Here is a 17,331-nt window from a genome sequence, read left to right as displayed (position 1 = left end):
CGCGCGCCGCGTGCCACGCGGCGAGCTCGGGGGTGCCGGCGGCGTCCGCGGCGAGGGACAGCGCCGCGTGCACCCTGCGCCGTTCCCGGCCGCGCGCTGCCCCGTACGCGGCCGCGCGCACGAGCGGGTGGCGGAAGCGCGCCGTCGGGCCCAGCTCCACGAGCCCGAGGTCCTCGGCCGCCTCGGCCGCGCGCGCGTCCACGCCGAGCTCCGCGCACGCCCGCCCCACGACCTCGAGGTTCCCCGTCGTGTCCGCCGCGGCGACGAGGAGCCACGTCCGCACGTCGGTCGCGGCGCCGCGGACCCGGTCGAGGTAGTGCGCCTCGAGGTGGCGCCCGACCGGCACGGGCTCCTCGGCGAGCCCGGAGTCGTGCAGCTCGCGCGCCGTGAGGTCGTGCGCGAGGTCGACGAGCGCGAGCGGGTTGCCGCCCGTGGCCCGCACCACGCGCGCGACGACGAGCGGGTCGACCGGCTCGCGCACGCACGAGGTGAGCAGACGGGCGGCGGACGCGTCGTCGAGTCCCTGCAGGCGCAGCGCCGCGATGCCGGCGACGACGGCGTCGTGCCGGGGGTCGTCGCGGCACGCAAGCAGCACGGCGACGGGCTCGGCGTCCAGGCGGCGGGCGGCGAACGCGAGCGCGGCGGCGGACTCCGCGTCGAGCCGGTGCACGTCGTCGACGACGACGGCGAGCGGCCCGTCGCGCCCCGCCGCCGCCAGGAGCTCGAGGACGCCCAGCCCCACGGCGAAGCGGTCGGGCGCGTACCCGGCGTCGAGCCCGAGGACCGTGCGCAGCGCCCGGCGGTGCGCCGGGGCGAGCGCGTCGACCGTGTCGCGCCACGGCGCGACGACGCGGTGCAGCGCGGCGTACGCGATCGACGACTCCGCCTCGTACCCGTCGGCGCGCACGAGGCGCACCCCGTCGAGGGACCGCGTGATCTCGTCCAGGAGCGCCGTCTTGCCGATGCCCGGCTCCCCGCGCACGACCAGCGCGCCGCCCGAGCCCGCGCGCGCGTCGTCGAGCACCTCGCGGAGCCGCGCGAGCTCGTCGTGCCGTCCGAGCAGCCCGACCCTCATGTCGCCAGCCCCTCTCGCCGGGAGCGCGCCGGGACGCGGCCCGCCGTCGACCGCGCCTGCGCCGGAGGGTACCGGCCACGACCTGCGCGGGGACACCCCTCGACGGCCTCGGGGACGCACCGATGAGTCGCGCCGGGCCCGCCCGTCTACCCCGCGACATCACCGCACGGGGCCCGCGCCGCACGGCGCGCGACGGCACCGCACACCGGAAGGGGCACCATGAGCACCCAGATCTTCGTCAACCTGCCCGTCAAGGACCTCGACGCGTCGAAGGCGTTCTACACGGCGATCGGGTACTCGATCGACGAGCAGTTCACCGACGAGAACGCGTCGTGCGTCGTCATCAGCGACAGCATCTACGTCATGCTCCTCACCGAGGCGTTCGCCAAGCAGTTCACGACCAAGGCGATCGCCGACGCGACCGCGACCACCGAGGTCATCAACGCGCTGACCGCCGAGAGCCGCGCCGCCGTCGACCGCCTCGCGGACGCCGCCTTCGCCGCGGGCGCCTCACCGGTCAAGGAGCCGCAGGACGAGGGCTTCATGTACTCGCGCAGCTTCGCCGACCCGGACGGGCACCAGTGGGAGGTGCTCCACATGGACGCGAGCGCGCTCGAGGGCTGACTCGGGCGCCGAGAGGCCGGCGGACGTCGCGCGTGGAATCATCCGGACCCATGCGAGCGATCACCTACTCCCGGTATGGCGGCCCCGACGTCCTGCGGCTCGCCGAGCTCCCCACGCCCAAGGTCGCGCCGGACGCGGTGCTCGTGCGCGTGCGCGCGACGAGCGTCAACCCCGTCGACTGGAAGGTGCGGCAGGGCCACCTCGACGGGATCATCGACACCGTGTTCCCGGTCGTGCCCGGCTGGGACGTCGCCGGCGTCGTCGAGCAGGTCGGCCTCGACACCCCTGAGCTCCAGGTGGGCGACGAGGTGTTCGGGTACGTGCGCAAGGACGTGCTCGGCGGGGCGGTCTCCGGCGGGACGTTCGCCGAGCTCGTCGCCGCGCCCGTGCGGACGCTCGCGCGCAAGCCCGCGGCGTGGTCGTTCGAGGAGGCCGCGGCCGTGCCGCTCGCCGGGCTGACGGCGTACCAGACGATCCGTCGCGCGGGCGTCGCCTCCGGGCAGACGGTGCTGGTCCAGGCCGCCGCGGGCGGCGTGGGGTCGTTCGCCGTCCAGATCGCCCGTGCTCTCGGCGCCCGCGTGATCGGCACCGCGTCGGAGCGCAACCACGAGTTCCTGCGGTCGCTCGGTGCCGAGCCGGTCGCGTACGGCGACGGGCTCGCCGGCCGGGTGCGCGAGATCGCGCCCGACGGCGTCGACGTCGTGCTCGACTACGTGGGCGGCGACGCGCTCGACGTCGTCCCGGACGTCCTGCGCGACGGCGGCACGGTCGCCTCCGTCACGGACCCGCGGGCCCGCGACGAGCTCGGCGGGCACTACGTGTGGGTGCGCCCCGACGCCGCCGACCTCGCCGAGCTCGCCCGGCTCGGCGACGCGGGCGAGCTGCGGCCGGAGGTCGCCGAGGTGTTCGACCTCGCCGACACGGCCGCGGCGCACGAGCTCAGCGCGTCCGGCCACGTGCGCGGCAAGGTCGTCGTCCGGGTCTGACGACCCGCGGCGTCCCACCGCCGGTCGATGCCGGTCGATGCAGGTCGATGCCCCCGGCCCATCGGTGGGACGCTGGTGGGCATGAGCAGCGACGACAGCACGACGGCGTCCGCGAGCGCCGCCTTCGAGGCCGACGTCTACGCGGAGCGTCGCACCCGGGCCGCGGCACAGGCGCGCGACGCCGGGCTGGCCGGCCTCCTCGTGGCGCCCGGGCCGGACCTCGCGTACTTCACCGGCTACACGCCGACGGCGGTCACCGAGCGCCTGACGCTGCTGGCGATCCCGGCCGCCGACGCCGGGCGGTCGGCCGTGGTCGTGCCGCTCCTCGAGCGCGGCGACCTCCTGCGCGGCGCGGGCACGGACGGGCTCGAGGTCGTCGCGTGGCGCGACGGCGAGGACGAGCACGCGACGGCGGCGCGCCTGCTCGACGCGGACGGCGCGTACGCCGTCTCGGACTCGACGTGGGCGCTGCACGTGCTCGGGCTGCAGCGCGCGCGGCCCGCGTCCCGGCTCGTCGCGTTCACCGACGCGCTGCCCATGCTCCGGGCGGTCAAGGACGCCGCGGAGGTCGAGCGTCTCGCCGCCGCGGGCGCCGCCGCCGACGCCGCGTTCGCCGACGTGCTGCAGGTGCCGTTCGCCGGGCGCCGCGAGAGGGACGTCGCGGCCGACCTCGACCGGTTCCTGCGCGACCACGGGCACGAGCAGGTCGACTTCACGCTCGTGTGCTCCGGGCCGAACGGCGCGGACCCGCACCACGAGGCGGGCGACCGGGTCATCGAGCCCGGCGACCTCGTGGTGCTCGACTTCGGCGGGCTCCGCGCCGGGTACGGGTCAGACACGAGCCGCACCGTGCTCGTGGACGGCGGGAGCGACGACGCGCTCCTCGCCGAGCAGCGGGAGGTCTACGAGCTGGTCCGGCGCGCGCAGCAGGCGGGCGTCGACGCCGTCCGGCCCGGCGCGACGTGCCAGGACGTCGACCGCGCCGCCCGCGCCGTCATCGCCGACGCCGGCCACGGCGAGCACTTCGTGCACCGCACCGGCCACGGCATCGGGACGACGACGCACGAACCGCCGTACATGGTCGAGGGCGAGGACCGGCCGATCGAGCCGGGCATGTGCTTCTCGGTCGAGCCGGGCGTCTACCTGCCCGGGCGCTTCGGCGTGCGGATCGAGGACATCGTCGCCGCGTTCCCCCCGGACGTGCCCGACGGCGCACGCCGCCTCAACGGCTCGACGCGCGCGCTGCAGGTGGTCGGCTGACCGTCGGACGTGGGGTCGTCGCGTCAGGTCGTCGCCTGCGCCTCCGAGGCACCGGGCGCGTCGGTCCGCACGCGCTCGTCGCGGATGCCGACCCAGCTGAGGACGCCGCCGAGGACGAGGAGCGCGGCGGTGACGAGCAGCGAGCGGTGGAAGCCGCCGAGGTCGAGCACTCCCCCGACGATGACGCCCGCGAACGCGATGACGACGAGCCCCGCGACGCGCGAGACGGCGTTGTTCACGGCCGAGCCGATGCCGGCGTCCGTGGCCGGGATGGACCCGAGGATCGCGGACGTCAGCGGTGCGACGGTCATCGCGAGCCCGAGGCCGAAGAGCGTGAGGCCCGGCAGCACCTGGGTGACGTAGACGGCCTCCTCGGTCGTCGTGAGCAGGAGCAGGTAGCCCGCGCCGCCGACGACCGGCCCGGCCGTCATGAAGATCCGCGGGCCGTACCGGCCCGACAGCGCCCCGAAGCGCGTGGAGAGCAGGAGCAGCAGGATCGTGATGGGGATCTGCGCGAGGCCCGCGGCCGTCGCGCTGTACCCGCCGACCTGCTGGAGGAAGAGCGTGACGACGAACCCGCCGAAGTACAGCGCGCCGTAGATCGCCGCGGTCGCGAGGTTGCCCCACGCGAAGTTGCGCACGGTGAACAGGCGCGGCGGGAGCATCGGGTCGGGCGCGCGGCGCTCCCACAGGACGAACGCGACGAGGCACACCGCCCCGACGGCGAACGTCCCCCACACGAGCGGGCTGCCCCAGCCGTAGCGGCCCTGCTCGATGAGGGCGAACACGGTGCCGGCGAGGCCCACGGCGGCGAGCACGGCGCCGAGCACGTCGATCCGCCGCCCCGCGACGGCGCCGTCCTCCTCCGCGGCGGAGCGCGGGATCCCCCGCAGCAGCCAGAGCGTCACCGCGACGGGCAGGACGTTGATCCAGAACACCCACCGCCACGAGATCGCGTCGACGAGCACGCCGCCGAGCAGCGGCCCGACGATCGACGCCGTGCTCGTCCACGCGGTCCACGCCCCGATCGCGCGCGACTGCCGCTCACCGTCGAACGTGGAGATGATCATCGCGAGCGAGCTCGGCACGAGCAGCGCGCCCGCCACTCCCTGGAGCAGCCGTGCGACGACGAGGAACAGCCCGTCGGGGGCGACCGCGCAGGCGACCGACGTCACCGCGAACCCCACGAGGCCGACGCCCATGACGCGCCGGCGCCCGTGCACGTCCGACAGCGAGCCCGCGAGCAGGATCAGGGCACCGAGCGTGATCATGTACGCGTCGACGACCCACTGCTGCAGGGCGAGGCCCATCACGGGCCCCGTCGTGAGCTCGTCGGAGATCGCCGGCAGCGCGACGTTGACCACGGACCCGTCGAGGAACGACACGAACGAGGCGAGGATCGCGACCACGAGCACGCGCTGCGGCACCGTCACGCGATCACAGTACGACGACGAGCCGCGCACGACCACGAGGGAGACGGCATGACGCACCCGACCGACCGGCCCGCGACGCTGCGCGAGCGGCTGCGCGCCCTGCCCGTGCTCGGCGACGACCGGCCAGGGCTGGACGTCGCCGGCGCACCCGATGATCCCGTCGACCTGTTCGTCGCGTGGCTGGAGGACGCGATCGACGCCGGCGTGCCGGCGCCGCACGCGGCGACGCTCTCGACCGCCGACGCGGGCGGCCGCGTCGACGCGCGCACGCTCCTGCTCAAGGACGTCGGCCCCGGCGGCTGGGTGTTCGCGACGCGGTCCGACTCGCCCAAGGGCCTGGCGATCGCCGAGAACCCGAACGCCGCGCTCACGTTCCTGTGGCGCGAGCGCAGCCGCCAGGTGCGCGTGCGCGGCCCGGTCGTGCCGCTGGGGCCGCAGGTGTCGGCCGACGACTTCCGCGCGCGCTCCGAGCAGTCGCGCGCGACGGCGCTCGCCGGGACGCAGAGCGCCCCGCTCGCGTCGGCGGACGCGTCCCGCGAGGCGTGGGACGCGGCGCTCGCGCGCGTGCGGGCCGAGCCCGACGTCGTGCTGGACACCTGGACGGCGTACGCGCTCGAGGCCACGAGCGTGGAGTTCTGGGCGTCGACCCCCTCGGGAGGCCAGGCCCGGCTGCGCTACGACGCCGGCAGCGCGGGTCCGGGCTGGTCGCGACAGCTGCTGTGGCCGTGACACGGGACCTTCGTCCCGCGAGAGTGTGACCCACGCCCGTGACGCACGGCACACTTAGTGCACTCTTTCACAAGACGTAGAATCGTGGGGTGTCGAGTCGAGCGAGCAACCCCGCAAGCACCGCAGACCAGATCGACGTAGCCCTCATCGGTGGCGGCATCATGAGCGCCACCCTGGGCGCTCTCATCAACGTCCTGGAGCCCTCCTGGACCGTCCGCGTCTACGAGCGCCTGGACGCCGTCGCGCAGGAGTCGTCGAACCCCTGGAACAACGCCGGGACGGGCCACGCCGCCCTGTGCGAGCTCAACTACACGCCTGAGAAGGCGGACGGCTCGATCGACATCACCAAGGCGGTGAAGATCAACGAGCAGTTCGAGATGTCGCGCGAGTTCTGGAACCACCTGCTCACCACGGGCGCGCTGCCGCAGCCCGCGACCTTCCTCTCGCGCACGCCGCACATGACGTTCGTGCGCGGCGCGGAGAACGTCGACTACCTGCGCCGCCGCTTCGAGACGCTGCGCAAGCACCCGCTGTTCGGCGAGCTCGAGTTCTCCGACGACCCGGCGGTCGTCGCCGAGTGGGCGCCGCTGCTCATCGCCGAGCGCGACGGCGACGAGCCGGTCGCCGCCACGCGCGCGACGAGCGGCACCGACGTCGACTTCGGCGCCCTCACCGAGCAGCTCGTCGACCACCTCGTCGCGAACGGCACCCAGCTGTTCCTCGAGCACGAGGTCAAGAACCTGCGTCGCACCAAGGACGGCCGCTGGCGCCTGACGGTCAAGGACCGGTCGTGGAACGCCCCGAAGCGGCGCTCGACCGTCGAGGCGCGCTTCGTCTTCGTCGGCGCCGGCGGAGGGGCCCTGCCGCTCCTGCAGAAGGCCGGGATCCCGGAGGCCAAGGGCTACGGCGGCTTCCCGATCAGCGGCGAGTTCCTGCGCACCGACGACCCTCAGCTCGTCGCGCAGCACCACGCCAAGGTGTACGGCAAGGCCGACGTCGGCTCCCCGCCCATGTCGGTGCCGCACCTCGACACGCGCGTGGTCGACGGCAAGAGCTACCTGATGTTCGGCCCGTACGCCGGGTTCAGCCCCAAGTACCTCAAGAAGGGCAAGTACCTGGGCCTGTTCACGTCGTTGCGCGCGCACAACCTCGGCTCGATGGTCGGCGCGGGTTTGAAGAACCTCGACCTCACGCAGTACCTGGTCGGGCAGCTCCTCGCGAGCCCCGAGACCAAGTTCACGGCGCTCCAGGGCTTCATGCCGACGGCGCACCCGAAGGACTGGGAGACCATCACCGCGGGCCAGCGTGTCCAGGTCATCAAGAGAGACAAGGACGGCAAGGGCGTCCTCGAGTTCGGCACCGAGGTCATCGCGGCGGCCGACGGCTCCATCGCGGGCCTGCTCGGTGCCTCGCCGGGTGCGTCGACCGCCGTGCCGGCGATGATCGACGTGCTCGAGCGCTGCTTCCCGCAGCGCTTCGCGACGTGGCGCCCGCAGCTGGCGACGATGATCCCGAGCCTCGGCCAGGTGCCGATGGCGCCCGAGGAGCTGCAGAGCCTCGCCGGCGACGCCGACCTCGACGCGGTCACCTCGCGCTGACCGACCCGACGACGGCCCGGACCTCCCCGAGGTCCGGGCCGTCTCGCGTTCCCCGAGATCCCTACGCCGCTCGAGGCTCCCACGCGCCCGGCCCGCCGTCTGCGTCCGCCGGGCAGGGCGCCGGAGCCTTCGCCTCCGGCGTCACGGCGCCCGACGGCGCGCCGGCGCCGGCCGGCGTTCCGGGAGTCGCACGGGCGTCGTCACGACCCCGCGCGACGGCGAGCTCCACGGCGGCACGCGCCGCGTCCCGGTCCGCGAGGAGGAGCCGCTCCGGGTCCTCCGGACGTCGCGACCACGCGCCGTCGGACCCCGCGGCGAACCACGGCCGTGCCGGGTCCGCACGACGCACCGCGAGCGCGGCGGTGGTGGAACCGACGACGGCGAGCAATCCGATCGCACCCCAGATGATGTCCATGCCGACCACCCTCGTCCCGGCCCGCACCCGCGACCAGTGGCAGCACCGACACCCCTCGACAACTTCCTGCCAACAGGCCTAGCCTCGACAGCATGCTGCGCACCGTCGCGGCCGTCGTGAGCGACGGCCTGGCCCCGTTCGAGTTCGGCGTCGTGTGCGAGGTCTTCGGCCTCGACCGCACCGACGACGGCGTGCCGAGCTTCGACTTCCGGGTGTGCGGCCCGGTCGCGGGCGAGGCCGTGCGCACGTCCGTCGGTGCACGCCTCGTCCCCGAGCACGGCCTGGACGCCGCGGACGACGCGGACCTCCTGATCGTGCCGGCCATCCGCATCGGCTCGCACTACCCGGAACCCGTGCTCGACACGGTCCGCCGCGCGTCGGCACGCGGCGCGACCCTGCTCAGCGTCTGCTCGGGCGTGTTCGTCCTCGCCGCGGCGGGCGTGATCGACGGACGACGTGTCACGACCCACTGGATGCACGCCGCGGAGCTGCAGCGCCGGCACCCGAGCCTCGACATCGACCCGGACGTGCTCTTCGTCGACGACGGCGACGTCATCACGAGCGCCGGGACCGCCGCCGGCATCGACGCGTGCCTGCACCTCGTACGGCGCGAGCTCGGCTCGCGCGTGGCGAACGTCATCGCGCGCCGCATGGTCGTGCCGCCGCAGCGCGAGGGCGGGCAGCGCCAGTTCGTCCAGCGCCCCGTCCCCGCGGCGGAGGAGGACTCGTTCGCCGAGCTCCTCGACTGGATGACCGAGCACCTCGACGAGCCGCTGACCGTCCGCGACCTCGCGCGACGCGCCCTCACGTCCGAGCGCACGTTCGCCCGCACGTTCGTGGCGCAGACCGGCACGACGCCGCTCGCCTGGCTCACCGCGCAGCGGGTGGCGCACGCGCAGACGCTCCTCGAGGAGACCCGGCTCGACCTGGAGGAGGTCGCCCGGCGCTGCGGCTTCGGCTCCGCCGCCCTGCTGCGCCACCACTTCCGGCGCGCGGTGGGCGTCACGCCGACCGAGTTCCGGGCCACGTTCCGCCACGTGGCGTGACGCGCGCGACAGCCGGTCGGCGACGAACCCGCCGTCACCCCGCCGTCGGTCCTTCACGTCTCCAGGACGCACCGGAACCTACGGTCCCGTAGGCTGAGGACATCTGCACCACGAGCGCCCGCTCATCTCCGCGGCTGGGAAGTCGACACGACCGACTGCGAGGACCTGTGACCTCTGCTGCAGTACGCCCGGGTTTCCGGGCCACCCGCCCCCGTACCGACGACGCGACGGCCGTCACGAGCACCTACAGCGCGCTGTCCCGCACCGTGCGCGAGGCGGGTCTGCTCGAGCGCGCGCAGGGCTACTACCTGTGGACCCTCGGCCTGCTGACCCTCGCGCTGGGCGGGGTCGCGACCGGGTTCGTCCTGCTCGGCGACTCCTGGTTCCAGCTCCTCATGGCCGGCGCGCTCGGGCTGATCCTCACGCAGTTCGCGTTCGTCGCGCACGAGGCGTCGCACCGCCAGGTGTTCGCGTCGGGACCGCTCAACGACCGCGTCGGGAAGATCCTCGCGAACGCGGTCGTCGGGATCAGCTACTCCTGGTGGATGAACAAGCACACGCGGCACCACGCGAACCCGAACCGCCGCGGCAAGGACCCGGACATCCAGCCGGACGTCGTCGTCTTCGTCGACGAGGACGCGGCCCGCGCGACCGGCTTCAAGTCCGTGATCAACCGCTACCAGGGCTACCTGTTCTTCCCCCTGCTCACGCTCGAGGGTCTCAACCTGCACGTCACGGCGTACCGCAGCCTGCTCAGCGGGAACGGCGTCCGGGCGGACCTGCGGACCCGGATCACGGAGCTCGCGATCATCACCGTGCGCCTCGCCGCCTACGTCGCCGTGGTCTTCTGGGCCCTGCCGCTCGGCATGGCGTTCGCGTTCCTCGGCGTGCAGCTCGCCGTGTTCGGCGTCTACATGGGCGCGTCCTTCGCCCCCAACCACAAGGGCATGGCCGTCATCCCCGAGGACAGCAAGATCGACTTCCTGTCCAAGCAGGTGCTCACGTCCCGCAACATCCGCGGCGGCTGGTTCATGAACGTCCTCATGGGCGGCCTGAACTTCCAGATCGAGCACCACCTCTTCCCGAGCATGCCCCGACCGCACCTCGCGCGGGCGCGCGAGATCGTGCGCGAGCACTGCGCGAACCTCGGGCTGCCCTACACCGAGACGAGCCTTGCGCAGTCGTACGCGATCGTCGTGCGCTACCTCAACCAGGTGGGCCTGTCGGCACGCGACCCGTTCGACTGCCCGATGTTTCGCCAGCTCCGCAAGGTCTGACGCCGCGGCCACGGACAGGCCGCCCGCGTCAGGGCGACGCCGCGTGCCCGTGCCGCCAGTACCCACGAGGTCGACGTTCGCCCTGGGCACGCCGCGGTCGTCGACGAGGTGGCGGCGCACGCCCGTCGCGAGGGACGACTCCCCCACGGCGTATGCGTAGACGGGACCGGCCGGCAGGTCGGCCCGCGCACGGTCTCGAGCGCGAGCCGCCCCGGCACGGCGTGGTGCGCGCCCGACGCCGCCCCGTCCGCCGTCTGCGCGCGCACGACCGGCAGGGACTCGCAGATGCCCGCGACCGCGGGCAGCCCGGTCTCGTCCGCGACGACGCCGCTTCCGCACCGACCTGTCATGCTCGGAGCGTGGACCTCCCCCTCCCCTGGTCGATCCTGCTGATCGTCACGGCCCTCTGGAACCTGCTGATCTGGCCGCGCTTCTGGCAGCGCATCGCCAAGGACCCGCGGTCGCGCGACGCCGACGGCCGCGCGACGCGCTTCCTCACCGTGCACGCCGTGCTCATCGGCGTCTCGCTCGTGCTCGGCGTCGCCGTCGGCGTGCTCGGGGTGCTGACGCTCGTCTGACGACGCAGGAGCGGACGGGACATGACGACGACGGAGCACGACGACGATGGCGCATGACGACGCGGAGCGCCCCGACCTCGCCGAGCTCCGGGCGCTGCTCGCTGCCGAACGCGAGCGGACGTCGGACACCATCGCGTCCCTGAGCCGGAGCTTCACGACGATCGTCGAGTCGACGCGCGACACGGCGACCGACGACGAGCACGACCCGGAGGGCTCGACGATCGCGTTCGAGCGCTCGCAGACGACCGCCCTGCTCGCGGCCGCGACCGAGCACCTGGCCGACGTGGACGCGGCTCTGGCACGGATCGCGGCGGGCGACTACGGCCGCTGCGAGCGCTGCGGCGCGGCGATCCCTCACGAGCGCCTGCTCGCCCGCCCGGCGGCGCGCACGTGCATCGCGTGCGCGGCGCGGACGCGCCGGTGAGCGGTCACCGGTGAACCGTCGCGACCGACGTCACGCCCGCCGTCGCGACAGCCGGCCGGTGAGGTCGGCGAGCGGCGAGTAGCGCGGCACCCACCGGGCGAGCGCCCCCGCGGACGCCGCGCCGAGCGCCGACGCCGCCCAGATGCCCGCGGCGAGGGAGCCGAGCGCCGCGCCCGCGGAGAGCACGAGCGGCCCGAGCGCGTCGCCCGTGTCCTGGAACAGCCGCCACACGCTGAGGAACGTCGGGCGCACCTCGGCGGGCGCGACGTCGGCACCGAGGGTCATGACGATGCCGGACCCCATCCCGTTGCCGACGCCGAGCAGCGCGGCGACGACCGCGACGGCGGGCACGGAGTGCGCGAGCGGCACGAGCGCGAGCGCGACGGCCATCGTGAGCATCGACGGGATCGCCACCCAGAGCCGGCCGAACCGGTCCATGACCTTGCCGGCCGGGTAGAACAGCAGCATGTCGAGCGCGCCGGCGACGCCGAAGAGGATCGACGTGACCTCGGCGTCGAGCCCGAGGTGCTCGCCCCACAGCGGGATCACGGTCTGCCGCGCGCCGCGCACCGCGGCGATGAGCAGGATCGCGACGCCGAGCGTGCCGAAGAGCCGGCGGTGGTCGCGCGCGACGTCGACGATGCGCACGCGCGGGCGCACGGCGCCTCGGGTCGCAGGCTCCCCGTCGTCGACCGCGAGGTCGCGCTCGGGCGGCACGACGGCGATGACCGCGACCGCGACGAGCGCGGCCCCGGCCCCGAACCAGAAGGCGCCGCGCACCGACGACGCCGCGATGACCGCAGCCCCGGCGAACGGGCCGAGGAACAGGCCGATCCGGTGCACCCCGGCGAGCGTGGAGAGCACGCGCGCCCGCCGCAGCGGGGGCGTGATCTCCGTGAGGTACGCCTGGCGCGCGAGGTTGAAGACGGCCGTCGAGGCGCCGAGCGCGAGCACGCCCGCGGCGAGGCCCCACAGCGGGTCCGTGAGGGCGACGGTCGTGAACGCGCCGACGGCGACGGCACCCGCGAGGAGCATGGCGGTGCGGTCGCCGAGCCGGGTCGCGAGCGTGCCCGCCGGCAGGTCGAACAGGATCTTGCCCAGCGGGAGCAGCGCGGTGACGAGCCCGGCCACCGTCAGGCTCGCGCCGCGGCCGGTCGCCGTGACCGCCACGACGGGCAGCATCGCGCCGACGCCGGTCTCGAGGACGAGGGTCGGGACGAAGGCGCCGAGGACGACGCTGCGCAAGGGGAAGAGCGGCGCGGCGTCCGCGTCGCGCGGCGGCCGACTCACCGCGTCGCCGTCGGGACGGGCTCGGCGCCGCACGCGGGCGCGTCGGCGAGCAGCTCGAGGAGCCGGGGCGCGGCCGAGGCGCCGTGGTCCCGGCGCCCGGTCACGACCGAGACGACCCAGCTCGGCGCGCCCGTCTCCGGCAGCGCGACCGCGGCGAGGCGCGCGGCCTGCCGCTTCGCGGCCACGTGCTGCGGGACGAGGGCGACGCCCAGCCCGCGGTCGACGAGCTCGAGGAGCGTGTGCACGTCGTTGACCGTGAACCGCACGCGCCGGTGCGCGCCGTGGGCCGCGCACGTCGCGTCGTTGACGGGGCGGGCGCCCCACGAGGTGTCGAAGTCGACGAAGTCCTCCCCGACGAGGTCGGACCAGTCGACCCGACCACGCTGGGCGAGGCGGTGCTCCGGCGGGCACAGCAGGACGAGCGGCTCGCTGCCGAGCACGGTCTGGGACAGGGACCCGAGGCCGTCCGTCGTGGCGACGAACGCCACGTCCAGCTCGCCGTCGCGCACGCGCGACAGGAGCTCGTGCGAGCCGGCCTGCACGAAGTGGATCTCGACGAGGGGGTGGCGGCGGTGGAAGCGCTCGAGGAGCGTCGCGACGTCGACGACGCCGAGGCACTGCTCGGACCCGACGCGCAGGGACCCCGAGACCTGGTGCGTCGCCTGCACCACCGCGTCGCGAGCGGCGGCGGCCTGCGCGAGCATGGCACGGGCGTGGGGCAGCAGGGCGAGCCCCGCCTCCGTCGGCTCGACGCGGCGCGTGGTGCGCGTGAACAGGCTCGCACCGAGCTCCTCCTCGAGCCCGCGGATCGCCGCGGACAGCCCGGACTGCGAGACGCCGCTGAGGGCGGCGGCCCGCGTGAACTGCCGGGCGTCCGCGAGCGCGACGAGGTACTCCATCTGACGCAGGTCCATTGATCGCTCGCACTTCTGGATAGCACAACTGCTAGTCGTTGGACTTCTAGGTTAACCGTTCCTAGGCTCGCGACAGCGCCACCCCGAGGGCCCCGCCCTCCGGCACGGCACCGCGTCGTGCCCCTCGACCCGAGAGGAACCTCCATGCAGCAGCGCACGCTCGGCCAGCAGACCGTGTCGGCGATCGGCCTCGGCGGCATGCCGATGTCGATCGAGGGCCGCCCCGACGAGGAGCGGTCGGTCGCGACGATCCACGCCGCGCTCGAGGCCGGCGTCACCCTGATCGACACGGCCGACGCCTATCACCTGCACGCCGACGAGGTGGGCCACAACGAGGAGCTCATCGCGCGCGCCCTGCGCTCGTACGGCGGCGACACCTCCGACGTCCTCGTCGCCACCAAGGGCGGCCACCTGCGTCCCGGCGACGGCACGTGGACGAAGAACGGCGACCCGGCATACCTCAAGCAGGCGGCGAAGGCGTCGGCCCAGCGGCTCGGCGTCGACGCGATCGGCCTCTACCAGTTCCACCGCCCGGACCCGGAGGTGCCGTACGCGGACTCCGTCGGCGCGCTCGCCGAGCTCCTCGACGAGGGCGTGATCCGGATGGCGGGGATCTCGAACGCGGACGTCGCGCAGATCGACCTCGCGCACGAGGTGCTCGGCGGGCGCCTCGTCTCCGTGCAGAACCAGTTCTCGCCGCGGTTCCGCTCGAGCCAGGGCGAGCTCGAGCACTGCGCGGCGCTCGGCGTCGCGTTCCTCCCGTGGAGCCCGCTGGGCGGCATCGCGAACGCCGGGGAGCTCGGCAGCACCCACGCCGCCTTCCAGGAGGTCGCGGACGCGCACGGCGTGAGCGTCTACCAGGTGACCCTCGCGTGGCAGCTCGCGCTCGCGCCCGTCGTGATCCCCATCCCGGGCGCGTCGCGCCCCGCGAGCATCCGCGACTCGGCCGGCGCGGCCGACCTCGTCCTCACCGACGACGAGGTCGCTCGGCTCTCGGCGGCCTGACCCGGCTCCTCCACCCCGACCTCCACCAGGAGTCCCCGTGAAGACCTTCACCCTGCCCGGCACGGACCTCGTCGTCCCGGACGTCGTGCTCGGGCTCATGCGCATCCAGGACAAGACCGACGACGAGGTCCGCACGCTCGTGCGCACCGCGCGCGACGCGGGGATCACGTTCCTCGACCACGCCGACGTCTACGGCGACGACCTGCACGGCTGCGAGCGCCGCTTCGCCGAGGCGATGGCCCTGTCCCCCGCCGAGCGCGACGAGTGGGTGATCCAGTCCAAGGCCGGCATCGTCCCCGACGGGCCGTACTTCGACTTCTCCTACGACCATCTCGTGGAGTCCGTGCACGGCTCGCTCGAGGCGCTGCGCACCGACCACCTCGACGTGCTGCTCCTGCACCGTCCCGACGCGCTCGTCGAGCCGGAGGAGGTGGCGCGCGCGTTCTCCGACCTGCACGCCGCGGGCAAGGTGCGGGCGTTCGGCGTCTCCAACCACACGCCCGGGCAGATCGAGCTGCTGCGCCGCTACGTCGAGCAGCCGATCGTGGCGAACCAGCTGCAGCTCTCGATCACGCACGCCCCGCTCGTCGCGCAGGGCGTCGCGTCGAACATGGCGGCGCTCGACCAGTCGGTCAGCCGCGACGCCGGCACGCTCGACTACTGCCGCCTGCACGACATCACCGTCCAGGCGTGGTCGCCCTTCCAGGCGGGCTTCTTCACGGGGACGTTCCTCGGCTCGCCCGAATACCCCGAGCTCAACGCGGTCATCGACCGCCTGGCCGCGCGGTACGACGTCCCGCCGATCGCGATCGCGACCGCGTGGGTCACGCGGCACCCGGCCCGGATGCAGGTCGTCCTCGGCACGACGACGCCCGAGCGCGTCGCCGGCGCCGCGCAGGGCTCGGACGTGCCGCTCACGCGCGCGGAGTGGTACGAGCTGTTCCGCGCGGCAGGGCACACGGTCCCCTGACGTGACGACGACGCGTCGCGGACCTCGGCGCCCCGGGTGCCGAGGCCCGCGGCGCGCTCAGCGGGCGAGGAGCCCGCGGAGCTCGGGCACCACGACGTCCGGCGACTCCTCGGCCATGAAGTGCCCGACGGCGAGCGTCCGGTGCACGAGGTCCGTCGCCCAGGCGCCCCACAGCCCGGCGGCGTCGTAGCCCAGCTGCGCGCCCCAGTCCTGCTGGATCACGAGCGTCGGCATGTCGAGGGTGCGCCCACGGGCGCGGTCGTCGCGGTCGTGCTCGAGGTCGATCCCGGCGGAGGCCCGGTAGTCCGCCACGATCGACGGCACGGCCTCGCGCGACGCGCGCAGGTACTCGGCGCGCGCCTCGGCCGGGATCGCGTCCGGGCGGCCCGTCCAGCCGTCGAGGAACGACGCGAAGAACGCGTCCGCCGTCGCGGCGATCATCGCCTCCGGCAGGCCCTGGGGCTGGGCCATGAGGTACAGGTGCCACGCGACCCGCGCGTCGGCGCCGTGCAGGATCTCCCACATGTCGAGCGTCGGCAGGACGTCGAGCGTCGCGAGGTGCGTGACCGCCCGCGGGTGGTCGAGCGCCGTCCGGAACGCGACGAGCGCGCCGCGGTCGTGCCCGGCGAGCGCGAACCGCTCGAACCCGAGCTCGCGCGCGAGCGCGACGACGTCGGCGCCCATCGTGCGCTTGGCGTACGTCGCCGGGGCGGTCGCGGCGGGCTTGTCGCTCGCGCCGTAGCCGCGCAGGTCCGGGCAGATCACGGTGTGGTCGCGCGCAAGGTCGGCGGCGACGTGCCGCCACATGAGGTGCGTCTGCGGGAAGCCGTGGAGCAGGACGACGGGGTCGCCGGCGCCGCCGACTGCCGCGTGGAGCGTGACGCCGTCGGCGACCGGGACGCGCCGGGTCTCGAAGCCGGGGATCGTGAGTGCCATCGGGGTCTTCCTTCCGTCGGGGGACGCCCCCAGCCTCGACAACGCGGATCAGCAGCCGATCAGTGCCCGGCCCTAGGCTGACGGCGTGCGGGGCGTGAGGCGGGCCGAGAGGCGGGACGGCGGACGGGCGGACGGGTCGTCCGACGGTCCGGGCGTCGAGCACGGCGTCGCCCGCCCGAGCGATCCGTCGGGCGGCCGCTCGGTGGCCCGGGTCCGCGTCCTCGGACCGACCGCCGCGTGGTCGGGCGACGGCGCCCGCGCGGGCACGGACGCGCCCGGGTGCACGACGACGTACGGCGCGGCAGGGACGAGGCCGCGCACGTCGGGCAGCGGCTCGCGCACGCGCATCCGGTCGTCAGCACGCCCGTCGTCCCCGGTGGGGACGGGATACCCGGCGGCGCGCGCGAGGTCGAGCGCGGCCTCGACCTCGTGCAGGCCGTCGGGGCGGCGGTGGCGCACGTCGAGCAGCGACCCGGGGTAGTCCTCGCTCGTGCCGGCGACGTGCCCGATCCCGGCGAGCCGCGCGAGCAGGGCCATGGGCAGCGGGCTCTGGTGGAACGACGTGAAGATCACCGCGGACGCGTAGCGGCGCGCGGCGAGCGTCTCGACGAGCCCGAGCACCTCGGCGCGGTCGAGCGGCGGCGGCGCGTACCCGGACCACGGGGCGTCGAACACGAGCACGTCGCGCACGCCCGGCAGCAACCCGGCGGCCGCGCGCCCGGCGGACGACGCCAGCACGTCGACCTGCCCGCCGCGCTCGGCCGCACCGGC

Annotated in this window: 18 protein-coding genes and 1 pseudogene; 11 read left to right on the top strand and 8 right to left on the bottom strand. The window is 74.6% G+C overall.

Annotation, left to right across the window (positions count from 1 at the left end; all coding sequences use genetic code 11):
• The coding region (locus tag JZ5iCDA_RS09140) for an AAA family ATPase (RefSeq protein ID WP_139123040.1) at window positions 1-1,075 on the bottom strand (1,075 nt) is incomplete at its 3' end.
• Between the two features lie 219 nt (window positions 1,076-1,294).
• Here JZ5iCDA_RS09140 and JZ5iCDA_RS09135 point away from each other — a divergent pair.
• The 3 genes from JZ5iCDA_RS09135 to JZ5iCDA_RS09125 all read left to right on the top strand — a co-directional run bounded on the left by JZ5iCDA_RS09135 (window position 1,295) and on the right by JZ5iCDA_RS09125 (window position 3,945).
• The gene (locus JZ5iCDA_RS09135) at window positions 1,295-1,699 is read left to right on the top strand and encodes a VOC family protein (RefSeq protein WP_069386887.1); all 405 of its coding nucleotides are present in this window, start codon (window positions 1,295-1,297) and stop codon (window positions 1,697-1,699) included.
• Between the two features lie 50 nt (window positions 1,700-1,749).
• The gene (locus JZ5iCDA_RS09130) at window positions 1,750-2,685 is read left to right on the top strand and encodes an NADP-dependent oxidoreductase (protein ID WP_069386886.1); all 936 of its coding nucleotides are present in this window, start codon (window positions 1,750-1,752) and stop codon (window positions 2,683-2,685) included.
• An 81-nt stretch (window positions 2,686-2,766) separates the two neighbouring features.
• Entirely contained in the window at window positions 2,767-3,945 is a 1,179-nt protein-coding gene (locus JZ5iCDA_RS09125; RefSeq protein WP_069386890.1) for an aminopeptidase P family protein, read from the top strand.
• Window positions 3,946-3,968: 23 nt separating this feature from the next.
• On the opposite strand, the gene JZ5iCDA_RS09120 is transcribed toward JZ5iCDA_RS09125, so the two are convergent.
• Window positions 3,969-5,378 carry an MFS transporter gene (locus JZ5iCDA_RS09120; protein ID WP_083259842.1) on the bottom strand — a complete coding sequence of 470 codons (1,410 nt, stop codon included), beginning with the start codon at window positions 5,376-5,378 and terminating at the stop codon, window positions 3,969-3,971.
• A 48-nt stretch (window positions 5,379-5,426) separates the two neighbouring features.
• Between JZ5iCDA_RS09120 and JZ5iCDA_RS09115 the strand changes: the two genes are divergently transcribed.
• Both JZ5iCDA_RS09115 and mqo read left to right on the top strand, forming a co-directional pair.
• The gene (locus tag JZ5iCDA_RS09115; protein ID WP_069386885.1) at window positions 5,427-6,107 is read left to right on the top strand and encodes a pyridoxine/pyridoxamine 5'-phosphate oxidase; all 681 of its coding nucleotides are present in this window, start codon (window positions 5,427-5,429) and stop codon (window positions 6,105-6,107) included.
• 89 nt (window positions 6,108-6,196) lie between these two features.
• Window positions 6,197-7,705 (top strand): malate dehydrogenase (quinone), encoded by a 1,509-nt coding sequence (mqo, locus tag JZ5iCDA_RS09110; protein WP_083259841.1) that lies wholly within the window; start codon window positions 6,197-6,199, stop codon window positions 7,703-7,705.
• A 61-nt stretch (window positions 7,706-7,766) separates the two neighbouring features.
• On the opposite strand, the gene JZ5iCDA_RS09105 is transcribed toward mqo, so the two are convergent.
• Window positions 7,767-8,120 carry a hypothetical protein gene (locus JZ5iCDA_RS09105; RefSeq protein WP_069386884.1) on the bottom strand — a complete coding sequence of 118 codons (354 nt, stop codon included), beginning with the start codon at window positions 8,118-8,120 and terminating at the stop codon, window positions 7,767-7,769.
• Window positions 8,121-8,212: 92 nt separating this feature from the next.
• On the opposite strand from JZ5iCDA_RS09105, the gene JZ5iCDA_RS09100 reads away from it, so the two are divergent.
• Both JZ5iCDA_RS09100 and JZ5iCDA_RS09095 read left to right on the top strand, forming a co-directional pair.
• On the top strand, window positions 8,213-9,166 hold the full coding sequence (locus JZ5iCDA_RS09100) for a helix-turn-helix domain-containing protein (RefSeq protein ID WP_069386883.1): 954 nt from the start codon (window positions 8,213-8,215) through the stop codon (window positions 9,164-9,166).
• 167 nt (window positions 9,167-9,333) lie between these two features.
• Complete coding sequence (locus JZ5iCDA_RS09095; RefSeq protein WP_069386882.1) at window positions 9,334-10,443, top strand: acyl-CoA desaturase; 1,110 nt, start codon at window positions 9,334-9,336, stop codon at window positions 10,441-10,443.
• 120 nt (window positions 10,444-10,563) lie between these two features.
• Here the strand turns inward: JZ5iCDA_RS09095 and JZ5iCDA_RS19385 are convergent.
• Window positions 10,564-10,782, bottom strand: a pseudogene (locus JZ5iCDA_RS19385) (hypothetical protein); the annotation flags it as partial.
• Between the two features lie 20 nt (window positions 10,783-10,802).
• Here JZ5iCDA_RS19385 and JZ5iCDA_RS19380 point away from each other — a divergent pair.
• Both JZ5iCDA_RS19380 and JZ5iCDA_RS09085 read left to right on the top strand, forming a co-directional pair.
• Window positions 10,803-11,021, top strand: coding sequence for an SCO4848 family membrane protein (locus JZ5iCDA_RS19380; RefSeq protein WP_069386881.1), 219 nt, complete (start codon window positions 10,803-10,805; stop codon window positions 11,019-11,021).
• A gap of 46 nt (window positions 11,022-11,067) precedes the next feature.
• On the top strand, window positions 11,068-11,445 hold the full coding sequence (locus JZ5iCDA_RS09085) for a TraR/DksA family transcriptional regulator (RefSeq protein ID WP_069386880.1): 378 nt from the start codon (window positions 11,068-11,070) through the stop codon (window positions 11,443-11,445).
• A gap of 30 nt (window positions 11,446-11,475) precedes the next feature.
• On the opposite strand, the gene JZ5iCDA_RS09080 is transcribed toward JZ5iCDA_RS09085, so the two are convergent.
• Together JZ5iCDA_RS09080 and JZ5iCDA_RS09075 are read right to left on the bottom strand one after the other, a co-directional pair.
• Window positions 11,476-12,735 carry an MFS transporter gene (locus JZ5iCDA_RS09080; RefSeq protein ID WP_069386888.1) on the bottom strand — a complete coding sequence of 420 codons (1,260 nt, stop codon included), beginning with the start codon at window positions 12,733-12,735 and terminating at the stop codon, window positions 11,476-11,478.
• On the bottom strand, window positions 12,732-13,649 hold the full coding sequence (locus JZ5iCDA_RS09075) for a LysR family transcriptional regulator (RefSeq protein ID WP_069386879.1): 918 nt from the start codon (window positions 13,647-13,649) through the stop codon (window positions 12,732-12,734). The genes JZ5iCDA_RS09080 and JZ5iCDA_RS09075 overlap by 4 nt, the downstream gene beginning before the upstream one ends.
• 144 nt (window positions 13,650-13,793) lie before the next feature.
• On the opposite strand from JZ5iCDA_RS09075, the gene JZ5iCDA_RS09070 reads away from it, so the two are divergent.
• Both JZ5iCDA_RS09070 and JZ5iCDA_RS09065 read left to right on the top strand, forming a co-directional pair.
• A complete protein-coding gene (locus JZ5iCDA_RS09070) occupies window positions 13,794-14,654 on the top strand; it encodes an aldo/keto reductase (RefSeq protein WP_069386878.1) in 861 nt (286 codons plus the stop codon).
• Between the two features lie 37 nt (window positions 14,655-14,691).
• On the top strand, window positions 14,692-15,624 hold the full coding sequence (locus tag JZ5iCDA_RS09065; protein WP_069386877.1) for an aldo/keto reductase: 933 nt from the start codon (window positions 14,692-14,694) through the stop codon (window positions 15,622-15,624).
• Between the two features lie 57 nt (window positions 15,625-15,681).
• Here the strand turns inward: JZ5iCDA_RS09065 and JZ5iCDA_RS09060 are convergent, their stop codons facing one another.
• Complete coding sequence (locus JZ5iCDA_RS09060; RefSeq protein ID WP_069386876.1) at window positions 15,682-16,560, bottom strand: alpha/beta fold hydrolase; 879 nt, start codon at window positions 16,558-16,560, stop codon at window positions 15,682-15,684.
• A 72-nt stretch (window positions 16,561-16,632) separates the two neighbouring features.
• A partial coding sequence (locus JZ5iCDA_RS18820) for a glycosyltransferase family 9 protein (protein ID WP_436967397.1) occupies window positions 16,633-17,331 on the bottom strand: 699 nt, incomplete at its 5' end.

It is taken from the genome of Cellulosimicrobium cellulans, from assembly GCF_001722485.1.
Lineage (GTDB): Bacteria > Actinomycetota > Actinomycetes > Actinomycetales > Cellulomonadaceae > Cellulosimicrobium > Cellulosimicrobium cellulans_A.
This window is presented reverse-complemented; position numbering and strand designations above follow the sequence as displayed.

Excerpts from the sequence above, each read along its gene's own strand:
- JZ5iCDA_RS09085 (WP_069386880.1), top strand. The coding sequence starts at position 11,068 with ATGGCGCATGACGACGCGGAGCGCCCCGACCTCGCCGAGCTCCGGGCG.
- JZ5iCDA_RS09070 (WP_069386878.1), top strand. The coding sequence starts at position 13,794 with ATGCAGCAGCGCACGCTCGGCCAGCAGACCGTGTCGGCGATCGGCCTC.
- JZ5iCDA_RS09075 (WP_069386879.1), bottom strand. The coding sequence starts at position 13,649 with ATGGACCTGCGTCAGATGGAGTACCTCGTCGCGCTCGCGGACGCCCGG.
- JZ5iCDA_RS09100 (WP_069386883.1), top strand. The coding sequence starts at position 8,213 with ATGCTGCGCACCGTCGCGGCCGTCGTGAGCGACGGCCTGGCCCCGTTC.
- JZ5iCDA_RS09060 (WP_069386876.1), bottom strand. The coding sequence starts at position 16,560 with ATGGCACTCACGATCCCCGGCTTCGAGACCCGGCGCGTCCCGGTCGCC.
- JZ5iCDA_RS09105 (WP_069386884.1), bottom strand. The coding sequence starts at position 8,120 with ATGGACATCATCTGGGGTGCGATCGGATTGCTCGCCGTCGTCGGTTCC.
- JZ5iCDA_RS09115 (WP_069386885.1), top strand. The coding sequence starts at position 5,427 with ATGACGCACCCGACCGACCGGCCCGCGACGCTGCGCGAGCGGCTGCGC.
- JZ5iCDA_RS09135 (WP_069386887.1), top strand. The coding sequence starts at position 1,295 with ATGAGCACCCAGATCTTCGTCAACCTGCCCGTCAAGGACCTCGACGCG.
- JZ5iCDA_RS09125 (WP_069386890.1), top strand. The coding sequence starts at position 2,767 with ATGAGCAGCGACGACAGCACGACGGCGTCCGCGAGCGCCGCCTTCGAG.
- JZ5iCDA_RS09130 (WP_069386886.1), top strand. The coding sequence starts at position 1,750 with ATGCGAGCGATCACCTACTCCCGGTATGGCGGCCCCGACGTCCTGCGG.